Genomic DNA, 15,448 nt, shown 5'->3' with positions numbered 1-15,448 from the left:
TGACCTCGCCACGACGCGCACGCCGCATCCGCCAACGGCCGCCGGCGTTGCCGCGTGAAGTCAAGCTCGATCCGCCTATGTCGTCGCCGCAGGTGCTCTGGTGGCCTGCCACTGCGCCGATCGGGTCGGTGGGTACGCTGCCGGCCTTGGGCGCAGGAGAGGAAGCAGGCAGCGCTACCCGCGCCGCATCAACATCTGCGTCGCCAGCGCACGCAGGGCCGGCGGGCGGACCGGTTTGGACAAAAATCCCCAGCCCAGATCCAGCGCATGCTCGCGCAGGACAGGGTCGGGTTCTGCGGTGACCAGGATCACGCGTGGCTCGCGTTGCCAGCGTTCCACCAACTGCGACAGCAGCATGGGGCCGTGGTGTGCGCCCATGCGCACATCCAGCAGCAGCAGTTCCGGCACCTCCTCGGCATTGGCAGCGCTCAATGCCTCATCCGGGCCGCCGGCAAAATCCACGCGGCATTCCCAGCGTTCCAGCAGCGTGCGCGTGGCCTCGCACACCAAGGGCTCATCATCCACGCACCACACCCGGCAGCCATGCAGGATGGGGTCGTTGCCGTGTTCGGCAGTGCCGACAGGCGAAGGCAGTTGCCGTGCGATGGCGGTGCGATCGCCCAGCGGGACCGTCACCGAAAACACGCTGCCGGCGCCCAGGGTGGAACGCAGCCCGATGCGATGGCCGAGCAGACGGCCGATGCGCTCGACGATGGCCAGGCCCAGGCCTGCGCCGCGATCGTTGGCCACGCCGTCGTCCAGGCGGCGGAATTCCTCGAAGATTTCGTGTTGCAGGGCTTCGGGAATGCCGGGCCCCTGGTCGTGCACTTCGATGCGCAGCCAGCCGCCGCGACGGCGGCAGCCGATCAGCACCCGTCCGCGCGGCGTGTAGCGGATGGCGTTGGAGAGAAAGTTCTGCAGGATGCGGCGCAGCAGGTTTTCATCGCTCAACACCACCGCCGAGGTCGGCACCGATTCCAGTACCAGCCCGCGGTCTTCGGCCAGGATGCCGAAATCGCGCGCCAGGGTGTCCAGCAAGGGCGCAAGCGCAAAGTCGCGCACCTGGGTCTTCAGGCTGCCCGCTTCCAGGCGCGAGATGTCGAGCAGGCTGTTGAGGATGGCGTCCTGCGCCGCCAGCGCACCGTCGATGTTGTCGACCACGCGCGCGCTGCCAGCCTCGCGCACTTGCCCACGCAACACCGAGACGAACATGCGCGCGGCGTTGAGCGGCTGCAGCAGGTCGTGCACCGCCGAGGCGACGAAGCGGGTCTTGTAGCGGTTGGCGCTTTCGGCTTCGCGCTTGGCCGCCGCCAGGTCGCGGGTGCGCTCGGCCACGCGGTGTTCCAGCGCGTCGGCCAGCGAACGCAGTTCGCGTGCGGCGTTCTTGTAGCTGGTGATGTCGGCGTAACTGGTGACAAAGCCGCCATCGGGCAGCGGATTGCCGCGGATTTCCAGCACCGTGCCATCTTCTTTTTCGCTCTCGCGCATATGCGGTTTTCCGCTGCGCAAGTGATTCAGGCGCCGCTCGATCGCCGCTTCGATCGGCCCCGGCCCCAGCAGGCCACGGCGTGCATTGAAGCGGAACAGGTCTTCGATCGGGCGGCCGATCTTGAGCAGTTCCGGCGGAAACCGGAACAGCTCCACATAGCGCGAATTCCACGCCACCAGGTTGAGCGCCTCGTCGATCACCACCACGCCTTGCGGCAGGTGTTCCAGGCTGCGGCTCAGGCCGGCATTGGCCTGCTGCGCGGCGGTGACCACGCCGTCCTGGGCGGTGCGCAGTTCTTCGGCGTGTTGCTGCAGCAAGGTTTCCAGTTCGTGCCGGCTGCGCTGGCGCAACGCCGACAGCCGCCGCCGTTGCTGCACGAACAACCACAGCAAGGCCAGGGCCAGCCACGCGCCGGCGGCGGCAATCGCCGCGGCGCGGCCGGCAGCGGCGCTGGCGCGGGTGTCGTGCAGCAGATGCAGGCGCCAGCCGCTTTCGGGCACTTCCAGGGTCTGCCACAGCACCTGCGCGCCGAGCGGCGGGTCGCGCACGTCGGCCAGCACCCCGCCGTACCCGGTTTGCTCGATCAGCCGGCGCCGCAGCGGCAGCAATTGCTGGTCGGCGTACTGGCGGGTGCTTTGCAGTTCGCGGCGATCGCGGTCGCTGAGCGGGGCCAGCACGCGGTAGCGCCACTCCGGGCGGCTGGCCAGAAACACCACATCGTGCGCGTCCGACGCCAGCACGATATCCGGGGTCTGCAGCCACTCACGTTCCAATGCAGCCAGGGCGATCTTGATCACCACCACGCCCTGCACCTGGCCGGCGCCGTCGACAATGGCCTGCGACAGGAAATAGCCTGGCTCGCTGGTGGTCATGCCGATGCCGTAGAAGCTGCCGCTGCCGGTGGCCAGCGCCTGCTGGTAATACGGACGGAAGGCGTAGTCCACGCCCACGTTGCTGCGTGGCGCCCGCCAGTTGCTGGCGGCCAGTGCCACGCCGTCATGGTTGATCAAGGTCAGCGTGGACGACTGCGTGACATTGTTGGCGCGTTCGAGCTTGCGGTTGAGCGCATCCACCTGTGCCGGCGACAGCGGGCCGGACACGGCCGCGCGCAACTCCGGGTCCAGCGCCAGAATCTGCGGCAACGTGCGATAGCGGTCCACGCGCTGCTGCAGCGCCTGCGCGTAGAGCCCCAGCTGGCGGCGCACGGTGGCGCTTTCATCGTGCAGCGCGCTCTGTTCGACGAAGTGCCCGGCCGCGACCATGGCCACCATCATCCCGCCCAGCACGATGGACAAGGCGAGCAGCAGGCGACGGCGTTGCGATGCGTACATGGCCGTAAGTATGGCGGTCCGCCGCCGGATCGCGCAGCCACCAGCGTGGATGGCCAGGAGCGGTTGCGCTCACCGCAGACAGACGCGGCCGGCGCTCGGTGCCGCATGCGTCACGCGTGGACGACGGTTCCGGGCGTCGGCCCGCCTATGCCCGGCAACCGCTTGCGATATGGGGCAGCCGCTCTCATCGCACGCTTGGCAAGCGCCAGATACGACAACGGCCGCACCCGTGGTGGATGCGGCCGTGTCCAATGCCTGTTGCGGTGCGATGCCAGCGGCGCGCCGGCGAACCGGCGTGCGGCCATGACGCGTGGCAGTGCGTCGGCGCGAATCGCCGGCGCGCTGCCTTTGCTCAGTGCGGCTTAGAACTGCACCTGCGCACGCAGTTCCATCACGTGCGGGGTTTCATGCACGCCGTTGCGCGAGGAATCCACCCAGCTGTAGTTGGCCTGGAACTTGAAGTGGCTGGTGAGGTACCAGTTGGCGCCGATGGTGGTGTCGTGCTGACGGCCGCCGTGGACGTTGTTGTCTTCCAGGTTCAGGCGGCTGTAGCGGGCGGTCAGCTCGACCGCGCCGTAGTCGTGCGACGGCTTGATGTTGCCCGGCACGCCGCCGGCATAGCTGCGCGATTCGCCGGTCAGCGTCCAGGTGCCGTAGACGTACTGGCCCTGGGCGATGAAGTGCGGCTGGTTGGCGTTGCGCGCCACTTCGGCACGCAGCGCTTCGCTCTGCAGCGAGAACGGGCCATGGATCCATACCGCTTCCAGGCCGGTGCGGATCACATGGTCCACATCGAGGATGGTGCCGGTGTCGATCAGGCGCACATCGGTCAGGCCGGCTTCCGGGCGCGCACGCAGGCGCACACGCGGGCTGAACGACACGCCGCGGCCGTCGCTGTAACCGCGCGGGTTTTCGATCGAGCCGGCGATGCCCAGATGCAGCACGTCGCCTTCGGCCTTCATCGGGGTCCATGCCACGTGCACGGCCTGGGTGGTGCCCGGGTTGTCGCCCTGCAGATCCTTGCCGCCGTAAGCGCCGGCCTGCAGCAGGTACTGCTGACGTTCCAGCGTCCATTCCGCGCCGGTACGGCGGCCCTGGAACACCGCCTGGATCGGCAGGCCCAGTTCCATGAAGCTGCCCGCACGCGAGCTCTGCACCGCCTCCAGGCCCACCGGCACCTTCATGTAGCCCAGACGCACCCGGCCGTAATCCTGGCCGAACAGGGCCTTGGTCTCGAACCGGTAGAACACGTCCAGCCACAGCTTGGACTCGAAGTCGTAGTACACCATGGCGTCGTAGACGCCCTTCTTCTTGATGGTGGCGCCGAATTCCTTGCGGCGGAAGTCGGTGCGGTCTTCCAGGCGGTCGTCGCCGGAGAAGTTGTTGTCGTCGTAGGCGTAGTTGCCGGTCAGGCCCAGCTCGGTGCCGTCACCGAAGGTGTACTTGGTCGGCCAGTTTTCGATCGAGGTGGCTGCGTTGGCAGCGGCGGGGACGATGGCAGCAGCCAACGCCAGGACAAGCAGATTGAGGCGCATAGGTATGGTCTTCGGCAATGAGAAGGGGCCGGGCGTCCTGCCATGGCGGTCGCAGTGAATGTCTTCAGCAAGCGCGCAGGGTCCGGACGACGGCAGCACAGAAACGGTGTCTGCGTTAAACGGAATTAACGGCCGGCGGCGGCGCGGCTGAAGTGTAAGCCCACGTTCAGCCGCTGGACATGGGGTAGTACCAATGGGCTATCGGCCGGGGCTGTGACGTGCGGCCAGAATGCGTGCAACGGGTGCTGGCTCGGCACCTTCTCTCGTCCCTCGGAGTGGTGTCATGCACATCAGCAAGCCTGCCGGCCCCCTGCCGGCGTCCGTCCCCTTCTATCGCCAACTGTATTTTCAGGTGGTGGTGGCGATCGTCCTCGGTGCCCTGCTGGGCCATTTCGAGCCCGCCTTCGCCGAAAGCCTCAAGCCGCTGGGCGACGCCTTCATCAAGCTGGTGAAGATGATCATCGCCCCGGTGATCTTCCTGACCATCGTCACCGGCATCGCCGGCATGACCCATCTCAAGACGGTGGGCAGGGTGTTCGGCAAGGCGATGGCCTACTTCCTGTTCTTTTCCACCTTGGCGCTGGTGGTCGGTCTGGTCGTTGCCCATGTGGTGCAGCCCGGCGCCGGCATGAACATCAATCCGGCCGATCTGGACCAGAGTGCGGTCAAGAGCTACGTCGAGAAGTCGCATGACCTGACCCTGGTCGGCTTCCTGATGGACATCATCCCCAATTCGCTGATCGGCGCCTTCACCGGCGATCAGGTCGTCAACGGCAAGCTGACCGGGCCGAACATCCTGCAGGTGCTGTTCGTGGCGGTGCTGTTCGGCGTGTCGCTGGCGCTGGTGGGAGAGCGCGGCAAGCCGGTGCTGAACCTGCTGGAAGCGCTGATCGCCCCGGTGTTCAAGCTGGTGCATATCCTGATGCGTGCCGCCCCGATCGGTGCCTTTGGCGCCATCGCCTTCACCATCGGCAAGTACGGCGTGGAGTCGCTGGTCAATTTGGCCTGGCTGGTGGGCTCGTTTTACCTGACATCCTTGTTGTTCGTGCTGGTGATCCTGGGTCTGGTGAGCCGGCTGTGCGGGTTTTCGGTCCTCAAACTGATCCGTTACCTGAAAGCCGAGCTGCTGCTGGTGCTGGGCACCTCCTCGTCGGAGTCGGCGTTGCCGTCGCTGATGGAGAAGATGGAAAAGGCCGGTTGCGAGAAGTCGGTGGTGGGCCTAGTGGTGCCGACTGGGTACTCGTTCAATCTGGACGGCACCAATATCTACATGACGCTGGCGGCGCTGTTCATCGCCCAGGCCACCAATACCGAACTGACCCTGGGCCACCAGATCGCCCTGCTGGCCGTGGCGATGCTCAGCTCCAAGGGCGCAGCCGGCGTCACCGGTGCCGGTTTCATCACCCTGGCCGCCACGCTGGCGGTGGTACCGGAAGTGCCGGTGGCCGGCATGGCGCTGATCCTGGGCGTGGACCGTTTCATGAGCGAATGCCGCTCGCTGACCAACTTCATCGGCAATGCGGTGGCCACCGTGGTGGTCTCGCGCTGGGAAAACGCCCTGGACCGCGACCGGCTCAAGCTGGTGCTGGACGGCGGCGAACCGCCGCTGCTGGCCCCGGTCGGCCAACCCGGCGTGGCACCTGCCAGCCTGCGTTGATGCTTCCTACGGCCCTGTCTTCCGTCGGTATCAACGACGGGATGCAGGGCCGTTCTTGTTTGGCCTCCACGCCGGCTGCGTCGCCCGCCACGCTGCGGCCGTGATCTCCCTGCCGCGCTGACAGCTGCGCGACAGGCCCTTGTTCAGGCAGGAGGGTAGAATTCAGCCTCCTGCGCCTTCGAGAACCACACCACCGATGTCCACCGACGACTTCAAACAGGCCGCCCTCGACTATCACCGCCAGCAGCCGGCCGGCAAGATCAAGGTCACCGCGACCAAGCCGATGCTGACCCAGCGCGATCTGTCGCTGGCGTATTCGCCGGGCGTGGCGTTCGCCTGCGAGGCCATCGTCGAAGATGCCACCCAGGCCAGCGAGCTCACCGCGCGCGGCAATCTGGTGGCGGTTATCACCAACGGCACGGCGGTGCTGGGCCTGGGCAACATCGGCCCGTTGGCCTCCAAGCCGGTGATGGAAGGCAAGGGCGTGCTGTTCCAGAAGTTCGCCGGCATCGATGTGTTCGACATCGAGATCAATGAGAACGACCCGGACAAGCTGGTGGACATCATCGCCAGCCTGGAGCCGACCTTCGGCGGCATCAACCTGGAAGACATCAAGGCGCCGGAATGCTTCATCGTCGAGCGCAAGCTGCGCGAGCGCATGAACATCCCGGTGTTCCATGACGACCAGCACGGCACCGCGATTATCGTCGGCGCGGCGGTGCTCAACGCGCTGGTGGTCACCGGCAAGAAGATCGAAGAGGTCAAGCTGGCCACCACCGGCATGGGCGCGGCGGGCATTTCCTGCGTCAACATGTTGGTCTCGCTGGGCCTGAAGCCGGAGAACATCCTGGCGCTGGACCGCGATGGCGTGATCCATACCGGTCGCACCGACCTGGACCCGGACAAGCAGCGCTACGCGCGCGACACCGACAAGCGCACCCTGGCCGAGATCGTCGAAGGCGCCGATATCTTCCTGGGCCTGTCGGCCGCCGGCATCCTGAAGCCGGAGATGGTTGCCAGCATGGCGCGCCAGCCGGTGATCTTCGCGCTGGCCAATCCCAACCCGGAAATCACCCCGGAAGTGGCCAAGGCGGTGCGCCCGGATTGCATCATCGGCACTGGTCGGTCGGACTATCCGAACCAGATCAACAACGTGCTGTGTTTCCCGTACCTGTTCCGCGGCGCGCTGGACGTGGGCGCCACCGGCATCAACGAGGAAATGAAGATCGCCTGCGTCAAGGCGATCGCGGCGATGGCGCGGCGCGAGGCCTCCGACCTGGGCGCGGCCTACGGCGGCGAAACCCCGAGCTTTGGCCCCGACTACCTGATTCCGCGCCCCCTGGACCCGCGCCTGCTGGTCGAGCTGTCTTCGGCCGTGGCACAGGCGGCGATGGATTCGGGCGTGGCCACGCGCCCGATCACCGACATGGAGGCCTACCGCGACAAGCTCGGCCAGTTCGTCTACCGCACCAGCCTGATGATGAAGCCGGTCTACGACCGCGCGCGCGCCGACAAGCAGCGCGTGGTGTATGCCGAAGGCGAAGAAGAAGTGGTGCTGCGCGCGGTGCAGAACGTGGTCGACGAAGGCCTGGCCTTCCCGATCCTGATCGGCCGCCCGGACGTGATCGAAGCACGCATCGAACGCATGGGCCTGCGCCTGACCGCCGGCGTGGACTTCGAGATCACCAATATCCTCGACGATCCCCGCTTCAACGATTACTGGCAGTACTACCACGCGCTCACCGAGCGTCGTGGCGTGACCGTCACCGCGGCCAAGGAGCTGATGCGCTCGCGCCCGACCCTGATCGCCGCCGTCATGGTGGCGCGCGGCGAGGCCGATGCGATGCTGTCGGGCGTGGTCGGCCGCTTCCACAAGAAGCTCGGTTACGCGCGCAGCGTGATCCCGCTGGAGCCGCGGGTGAGCTCCACCTCGGCGATGACTGGTGTCATCAACCAGCTGGGCGTGTTCTTCTTCCTCGATACCCATGTGCAGGAAGACCCCACCGTCGAGCAGGTGGTGGAAGCGACGCTGCAGGCCGCCTATCGCCTCAAGCTGTTCGGCATCGAGCCCAATATCGCGCTGCTGTCGCATTCCAACTTCGGCAGCCACGACTCGCGCGATGCGCTGAAGATGCGCCAGGTGCGCGAGGCCCTGCTCAAGCGCAAGCCCGAGCTCAACATCGACGGCGAAATGCAGGGCGACACTGCCTGGGACGAGGCGCTGCGCAAGCAGATCATGCCCAACAGCACCTTGAAGGGCCGCGCCAACCTGTTCGTGTTGCCGAACCTGGAAGCGGCCAACATCGCCTATAACCTGGTGCGCGTGTTCACCGACGGCGTGGCGATCGGCCCGATCCTGATGGGCATCTCCAAGCCGGTGCACATCCTCACCACCAGCGCCACCTCGCGCCGGGTGATGAACATGACCGCCATCGCAGCGGTGGATGCGCAGATCCGCAGGCAACGCGATGCGGAAAAAGCGGCGGCCGATAAGGGCAACGACTGAGTCGAGATACTCACGACTTGCCAGGTGTCCAAGACTTGGCCGAGTGCTGCTTGATTTGAAGCAGCAAGCGCTCGGCCGGCAAGACAACGGCCGAGAAGTGTCTTTCTCGATAGGGTGTTGCAAGGCGCCCGGGCGCTCAGTCCCCAGTCCGCAGCAATAACCCAAAAGCCCCTCTCCCGCGGGAGAGGGGTTGGGGTGAGGGTACGGGCGAGCCTTGGCATCGCAGCGTCCGAGAAGTTGTCACTGCAAGGCGCCCAACAACTCAGCACCCAGCCAGCAGCAACGACCCAAAAGCCCCTCTCCCCGCGGGAGAGGGGTTGGGGTGAGGGTACGGGCGAGCCTTGGCATCGCAGCGGTCGAGAAGTTGTCACTGCAAGGCGCCCAACAACTCAGCACCCAGCCAACAGCAACGACCCACAAGCCCCTCTCCGCGCGGTAGAGGGGTGAGGGTACGGCCTACCCTTGGCAGCGACTCAGCGTCGACCATCCAAAACGTTGACGAGCTACGCAAACGGCAGGCGTCGCGGGTCGTCGTCATCCCAAGCGATCACGCTCAAACCTCAGGCCTCAGCGCCCATCCGGCACCGCACCCAGTAACTCGATCTCCGCCACCTGTGCACGCGCGGGCGCGGTCCAATGCAGCCGATACTCCGCATACGAACCGGGCGTCGCGATCCGGAACGGGCGCGTTTGAAGCGGCCATTGAAAACGCTCCTCGCGGCGCGTATCGACGACGCGCCATTTGCCTCCTGCAGTGCGTGCTTCCAGCGTCCACGCAGCCGACGCAATCGCAGCGTCGCCGCTGGTCACGGTGTAAAGCATGGCCTCACCGCGATCAAGACCGCTCAGCGTCAGCACCGTAGCCGGCGACACCGCGCTCGCGCTGCCCGCATCGTCGTCATGCAAAGCCGCCAGCGCGCGACCATCTGCCTGCGTCACGCGTGCGCTGGCACCCAGCAGGTCACGCAACGGGGCAGGGCGCTTGCCTGGCGTGGTCAACGACGGCGGCACATCGTCCGGTGCGCTGCCCCAGCGCGAGGGCATTGGCCCCATCACGAAGTCCAGCGTTGCACCTTTGGCGATTACCGCATGCGGTAACCAGGTCTTGTGCCACGGCTTGCCGTTGAGTTTGAGCGACTGCACATACACATTCTGCGGCGAATTCTGCGGCGCATTGACCGTCAGGGTGCCGCCACCCGGCAAGCGCACGCGCGCCTGCTTGAACAGCGGCGAGCCGATCACATACTCCGGCGCTCCCATTCGCAACGGATACAGCCCCAGCGCAGCGAACAGATACCATGCCGACATCTCGCCATTGTCTTCGTCGCCAGGGTAACCCTGGCCGATCTCGCTCCCCAAGTACAGACGCGCCAGAATGTCGCGGGTAATGCGCTGTGTCTTCCACGGTTGCCCGGCATACAGATACATCCATGGAATGTGGTGCGCAGTCTGGTTGCTGTGCGCGTACATGCCCATGCGCACATCGCGCGCTTCGGTCATCTCGTGAATGGTGTTGCCATACGAGCCTGCAAACTGCGCTTGAGCAGTTTCGGGCGTGGAAAAAAACATGTCCAACTTGGCGGCCAAGGCCGCGCGGCCGCCGTAGAGCGCAGCCAGGCCTTCGCCATCGTGCGGCGCGGTGAATGCAAACGTCCAGCCGCTGGATTCGGTGTAATCGTTGCCCCACACGCGGGGGTCGTACTGCGCCGCACCCACGCGCCAGGCACCGTCGGGCTTGCGACCCTGGAAGAAGCCGACCGCCGGATCGAACAATGCCGCATACCCGGCCGCGCGGTGGCGAAAATACTGCGCCTCGGTCGCATAGCGTTCGCGCGCTGCCGCAGTCGCGGCCTGGCTGGACAATGCCTCGGCCATGTTGGCGATGCCGAAATCGTTGAGGGCGCCCTCCATCGACCACGACATGCCTTCGTGCGTTTCGGTGTCGGTGTAGCCGCGGAAGGTGGAGCGCGCCATGCCCTTGCGACCCACATGCCGGTCCGGCGCAACGACAGTGGCGTTTTTCAGTGCAGCGGCGTAGGCCTCAGCCGGGTCGAAGCCTTGCACGCCTTTGCGCCATGCATCGGCAAACGCCACATCCGAGCTGGTGCCCACCATCAGGTCGGCATAGCCGGGCGATGACCACCGTGCGATCCAGCCACCTGCCCGCGATTGCTCGACAAACCCCTGCACCAGGGCACCGGCATCATCGGGCGCAAACAGGGCATACGCGGGCCAGGCCGTGCGAAACGTATCCCATAGCCCGTTGTTGACGTACACCCGGCCATCGCGGATCGGTGCGAAGCTGCGCACCGCGCTGCCGTCGATATTGTCGTCCGACCAGCTGTTCTGGCTGGCGTAGCGCCAATCCGGCGCAGTCGCAGTGCCCACGTTTTCGTGCGCCGAGTTCGGATACAGGTACAACCGGTACAGGTTGGAATACAGCGTGGTGGCCTGGTCGGCAGTGGCGTCGGGCACCTCGAAGCGCCCCAGCACTGCATCCCAGGCCTCCTGCGCGCGCGCGGCCACCTGCTCGAAGCTCGCGTCTGCGGCAATTTCCAGGGCTGCATTGTGCTTGGCCTGCTCCACCGAAATCAGCGACGTGGCGATGCGCATCTGTACCTGCCGCGCGCTGCCGGCATCGAACTTGATCCATCCGGTAGGGCGGCCGGTGTCGAGCAGGCCGCTGCTGTGCCAGGGCCTGTCGAAGCTGGCATAGACGTACATGCGCGTTGCGCCCGTCGACAGACCGCTGCGTACATCGGTGTAGCCGGACAGTGTCTGGGTCGCCGCATCCAGCGTTAGCCCGCCGCGCGCATCCACGTTGTCGAACAGCAGATTGGCATCGCCGCGCGCCGGGAAGCGAAAGCGAAACAGCGCCGCGTGATCGGTCGGTGCGATCTCGGCATGGATGCCGTTATCCAACTGCACCGCGTAGCGATAGGGGCGGGCAGTTTCGTCGTCATGCGAAAACCCCAGTGCTCGTTTGCTGCGATCGGCGTCCGGCACGCCGGCAGTCAGCGAGGGCATCACCTGAAACGTCTGTCGGTCGCCCATCCATGGGCTGGGTTGATGGCTCAGCGACAGCGCCTGCAGGCGCGGGCGATTGTCGGCACCGTTGTGCTCGTTCCAGCGATACAGCCAGGTCAGCGTTCCCGCATCGGTGACCGGCGTCCAGAAGTTGAAACCGTGCGGCACGGCCGTGGCAGGAAAATTATTGCCGCGCGAAAACGTGCCATTGGATTGCGTGCCGCGCGTGGTCAGCACCCAATCGGAGGGCCGCCCTGCTGTTGCCAGCGGCACCTCGGCAATGGCGATATTGTCGATCCACCCGGCAGCGCGCGCGCCGGCCGGTGGCGCCACCTCCAGCTCGATCGCGCGCACGCGCCGCCCACGCAGTCCGGGCACATCTCCCAACCGCACCTGCTTGCGCGCCCACTGCTGTGGGTACAGCGTCTTCGAATCGCCTTGCGCCTGCGCACCCAATGCCACGCCATGTTGATCGCGCACTGCGCTGGCAGAGACATGTGTGCCGTCATCCAGCAGCAGATCCAGTGACACATAGGTCGAGGCCACATGATCGCTGCCCACGCTTTCGGGCAAGACCATCCACGACAGCGTGGTCTGCGTCTGGATCAGCAGATCGGTGGTGAACAACGCGCGTCGCCCACCCGCGCCGTTGCTCGCGTAATGCAACGCCTGCGCTCCGCTGTAGCCGGCGTTCGGCTTGGCGGCGTACGGCGCTGCCGGGCCGGCGCCGATGGCAACCTGCACGGCGGTGTCGGTCGCCTGCGCCGGTACGGGGTCGCCGTGCTCGAACGCGCTTGCGAAGTGCGTGGCGGCCATCGCCGGCAGCGCAGCGAGACCGAGCAGAGCAACGGCGATGGCGCGCGGTAGACCACGCGGATGCAGCAGGACAACAGGCAAGGTCACGGGGCAGTGTCTCCTTGGGGCACGTAGCGGGACGTGCGCTGGGCCGATGTTGCGCCCGGTATGGTTCACGTCGCCGGTTGGCGAAACGCTGGCTCCCGATGATAGGCGGCATGCGCGGTGCGGTGTCGTTGCACTGCCGCGCTGCCGATTGGGGTGTGCTGCAGGATCGCTGTCGTCATAGCGGCCTCGGCGATTGGATTGGCAACGCTTGCAACGAACTCCCGCGCGGGCCTGCACGCCCGGTCGATGGGCCGATCACCACGCAGGCTGCTAGAATCCGCGCTCTGCCTTTGCCTTCCGATCGCACCGCCATGAGCCAGACCGCCACCGCGCCCGCCAATGCGCAAACGCGTTACACCGTGCACCGCGGCGACCTGCCGCTGAGCTGCCCGACGCCGCAGATGGCGCTGTGGAACTCGCATCCGCGCGTGTACCTGCCGATCGAAGACGAGCCCAACGGCGAAGCCAAGTGCCCGTATTGCGGCGCGCTGTTCGTGCTCGCCGACTGATACTGGCCGGATGCACCGCCTGACCGTGGTGCAACTGCTGCCGGCACTGCAGTCCGGCGGCGTCGAGCGCTCCACCCTGGAAATCGCTGCCGCGCTGGTGCGCGCCGGTCATCGCGCCTTCGTCGTCTCGGCCGGCGGCCGCCTGGTCCAGCCCTTGCTGGACGCTGGCGGGGAACATCTCACGCTGGAGATCGGCCGCAAATCGCTGCTGACGCTGCGGCATGTGGCCGGCTTGCGCCGCTTGTTCGCCGAACTCGGGGCCGACATCGTGCATGCACGTTCGCGGCTGCCGGCCTGGCTGGGCTGGTACGCGCTGCGCGGCATGCCCGCGGCGACGCGGCCGCGCCTGGTGACCACCGTGCATGGGCTCAATTCGCCCAGCCGCTATAGCGCCGTGATGACCTACGGCGAGCGCGTGATCTGCGTGTCCGACACGGTGCGCGAATACGTGTGCACGCACTACCCACAGACCGATCCGGCGCGCCTGCGCACCATTCCGCGCGGGGTGGATATCGCGCAGTTCCCGCGCCGGCTGCAGCCGGACCGCCGCGCTCGTGCTTGGGTACAGACGCTGCTGCCCGGACTGCCGGCCGATGCACCGCTGCTCCTGCTACCGGGCCGCGGCACGCGCCTGAAGGGCCATGCCGATGGCCTGCAGCTGCTCGCCGACATCCGTGCAGCCGGCGTGCCGGCCTTTTTGTGGTTGCCCGGCGCACGCGAGCCCGGGCGCGAGGCGTATGTACGGGAGCTGGAGACGGAAGCCGCCAAGCTGGGCATTGCCGAGGCGGTCGCCTTGACCGAGCCCACCGCGCGCATCGCCCAGGCCTACGCGGCCAGCGATCTGGTGCTGCAGCTTTCGCGCAAGCCGGAAGCCTTCGGCCGCACCGTGGTGGAGGCGCTGGCGGTCGGCCGGCCGGTGCTGGGCTGGGCACACGGCGGCGTCGGCGAACTGCTGGCCGAGTTGCAGCCCGGTGGCGCGGTCGCTGCCTTCGATGCCCAGGCCTTATGCACGCAGGCGCTGCAGTTGCTGCAGCATGCCCCGGCAGCGCCGGCCGTGATCCCCTACACGTTGCAGGCCATGCAAACGGCCACCCTGAAGGTCTATGACGAACTCCGCCGCTGAGGCCATCCCGCAGGCGCCCGTGTTGACGCCCGATGCCGGCCGCTGGGCGCCACTGTGGGTGATCGTGTTCGTGGCGTTGTGGCCCACGCCCGGCTTGGCGGAAACGGTGTTGTCGCTGGGTGCGTTGTTCGCGGCGTACCGCCTGTTGCACGCGCGCTTTCGCGGCGGCACGCGCCTGCTCAGCGGCGCGGCCTGGGCGCTGACCAGCGTGTTGTTCCTGGCGTACTGGTTGCCGCAGATCCTGTCGGCGTTCGACGCGGTGGATGCCGGCCGCGCGCTGCGCAAGTCGGCCACCGATCTGCGCTACCTGCCGTTCATGTGGTTATGCGCCATCGCCGTGGCCAATGCACAGCGTCGGCGTCGCACGTTTACCGGGCTGGCGGTCATCGGTGGCGTGTGGACGCTGGACGCGTTGCTGCAGGCCGCCTTCGGTACCAGCCCATTGTTCTTTGGCATCGATCAGGTCAAGCAACTGATCAGCGGCCATGGCCTGTGCACGGCCCAGGAACTGGCGCTGGTGGACCGGTTGAGCGGCGTGCTGGGCCCCTGCAATCTGAAGTTCGGGCAGACCCTGGCCAGCCTGTCGCCGTTCCTGTTGCTGGCGTTGGGGCGGCGTCATGTCTTGGCCTGGCTTGTGGGTGCGGCGGCGGTCGGCATCGTGTTGGTCTTGGCCGGCTCGCGCGCGTCGTGGATCACCTATGGCGTGATCGTGCTGCTGTCGGGCTGGCAGCTGCTGGGCGGGCATCGTTTGCTGGCCGTGGCGGTGGCCGGCGCATTGCTGGCCGTGGCGGTGGTGGCGGTGGCGCCACAGGCGCGCGAGCGCATCCAGCGCACCACGCTGGCGTTCGGCAATGGCGAACAGGGCGTGGACCAGGCCCTGTCCGGGCGCGCCCAGATCTGGGAGGCGGCGCTGTGCATGATCCGCACGCATCCGCTCAACGGCGTGGGCGCGCGCGGGTTCCGGCAGGCCTATCCGGCCTGCAATCCGGCACCTGGCCAAGCGCCGGCGTGGGGCGGTGGGCCGGCCTTTCATGCGCATCAGATCGTGCTCGAAATCCTGGCCGAAACCGGCGTGATCGGTTTGCTGCTCTGGCTGGCCGGCGCGGCGCAGGCATGGCGCGCGTGGCGCTACTCAAGCGCGGTGGCGCGCGAGCAGGCGCGGCCGGCGATGATCGCGCTGGTGGCCACGGTGTTTCCGTTCAACACCCATCTGGCGTTCTATTCCAGCTTCTGGGGCGGGCTGAGCCTGATGCTGGCCGGGCTGTATGCCGGTGCATTGCTCAACGACGATGCGGACCGCGCGCCGCAGTAACGCGGTGCGTGCGGTTGATCGGCACCTCGTTCGATTTGCGCGCTATGCAGCGCAAC

General features: G+C 66.8%; 8 protein-coding genes. 5 read left to right on the top strand and 3 right to left on the bottom strand.

Annotated features, from left to right (window positions below; translation table 11 throughout):
- Positions 1-174 precede the first annotated feature (174 nt).
- Positions 175-2,820 carry a hybrid sensor histidine kinase/response regulator gene (locus FLG15_RS17170; protein ID WP_150146871.1) on the bottom strand — a complete coding sequence of 882 codons (2,646 nt, stop codon included), beginning with the start codon at positions 2,818-2,820 and terminating at the stop codon, positions 175-177.
- Positions 2,821-3,182: 362 nt separating this feature from the next.
- Entirely contained in the window at positions 3,183-4,355 is a 1,173-nt protein-coding gene (locus FLG15_RS17165) for an OprO/OprP family phosphate-selective porin (RefSeq protein ID WP_057679151.1), read from the bottom strand.
- A gap of 283 nt (positions 4,356-4,638) precedes the next feature.
- Here FLG15_RS17165 and FLG15_RS17160 point away from each other — a divergent pair, with 283 nt between their 5' ends.
- Together FLG15_RS17160 and FLG15_RS17155 are read left to right on the top strand one after the other, a co-directional pair.
- Positions 4,639-6,012, top strand: a complete 1,374-nt coding sequence (locus FLG15_RS17160; RefSeq protein ID WP_003483384.1) for a dicarboxylate/amino acid:cation symporter — start codon at positions 4,639-4,641, stop codon at positions 6,010-6,012.
- A 196-nt stretch (positions 6,013-6,208) separates the two neighbouring features.
- The gene (locus FLG15_RS17155) at positions 6,209-8,518 is read left to right on the top strand and encodes an NADP-dependent malic enzyme (protein WP_039572618.1); all 2,310 of its coding nucleotides are present in this window, start codon (positions 6,209-6,211) and stop codon (positions 8,516-8,518) included.
- A 567-nt stretch (positions 8,519-9,085) separates the two neighbouring features.
- On the opposite strand, the gene FLG15_RS17150 is transcribed toward FLG15_RS17155, so the two are convergent.
- Positions 9,086-12,448 carry a GH92 family glycosyl hydrolase gene (locus FLG15_RS17150; protein ID WP_057679904.1) on the bottom strand — a complete coding sequence of 1,121 codons (3,363 nt, stop codon included), beginning with the start codon at positions 12,446-12,448 and terminating at the stop codon, positions 9,086-9,088.
- A 311-nt stretch (positions 12,449-12,759) separates the two neighbouring features.
- Here FLG15_RS17150 and FLG15_RS17145 point away from each other — a divergent pair, with 311 nt between their 5' ends.
- The 3 genes from FLG15_RS17145 to FLG15_RS17135 are packed head-to-tail and all read left to right on the top strand — an operon-like array spanning position 12,760 to position 15,392.
- The gene (locus tag FLG15_RS17145; RefSeq protein ID WP_010364353.1) at positions 12,760-12,957 is read left to right on the top strand and encodes a zinc-finger domain-containing protein; all 198 of its coding nucleotides are present in this window, start codon (positions 12,760-12,762) and stop codon (positions 12,955-12,957) included.
- A 10-nt stretch (positions 12,958-12,967) separates the two neighbouring features.
- Complete coding sequence (locus FLG15_RS17140; RefSeq protein WP_150146868.1) at positions 12,968-14,080, top strand: glycosyltransferase; 1,113 nt, start codon at positions 12,968-12,970, stop codon at positions 14,078-14,080.
- Positions 14,061-15,392: an O-antigen ligase family protein gene (locus FLG15_RS17135; RefSeq protein ID WP_150146866.1), complete on the top strand. Its 1,332-nt coding sequence runs from the start codon at positions 14,061-14,063 to the stop codon at positions 15,390-15,392. Before FLG15_RS17140 ends, FLG15_RS17135 begins: the two co-directional genes overlap by 20 nt.
- Positions 15,393-15,448 lie beyond the last annotated feature (56 nt).

It is taken from the genome of Xanthomonas phaseoli pv. dieffenbachiae (genome assembly GCF_008639345.1).
In the GTDB taxonomy this organism is placed as follows: Bacteria; Pseudomonadota; Gammaproteobacteria; order Xanthomonadales; family Xanthomonadaceae; genus Xanthomonas; species Xanthomonas phaseoli.
Note: the sequence above shows the minus strand (reverse complement) of the source record. Positions and strands in the feature narration are given on the sequence as shown.

Coding starts and splice junctions, on each gene's coding strand:
- FLG15_RS17155 (WP_039572618.1), top strand. CDS start 6,209: ATGTCCACCGACGACTTCAAACAGGCCGCCCTCGACTATCACCGCCAG.
- FLG15_RS17165 (WP_057679151.1), bottom strand. CDS start 4,355: ATGCGCCTCAATCTGCTTGTCCTGGCGTTGGCTGCTGCCATCGTCCCC.
- FLG15_RS17135 (WP_150146866.1), top strand. CDS start 14,061: ATGACGAACTCCGCCGCTGAGGCCATCCCGCAGGCGCCCGTGTTGACG.
- FLG15_RS17140 (WP_150146868.1), top strand. CDS start 12,968: ATGCACCGCCTGACCGTGGTGCAACTGCTGCCGGCACTGCAGTCCGGC.
- FLG15_RS17170 (WP_150146871.1), bottom strand. CDS start 2,820: ATGTACGCATCGCAACGCCGTCGCCTGCTGCTCGCCTTGTCCATCGTG.
- FLG15_RS17160 (WP_003483384.1), top strand. CDS start 4,639: ATGCACATCAGCAAGCCTGCCGGCCCCCTGCCGGCGTCCGTCCCCTTC.
- FLG15_RS17145 (WP_010364353.1), top strand. CDS start 12,760: ATGAGCCAGACCGCCACCGCGCCCGCCAATGCGCAAACGCGTTACACC.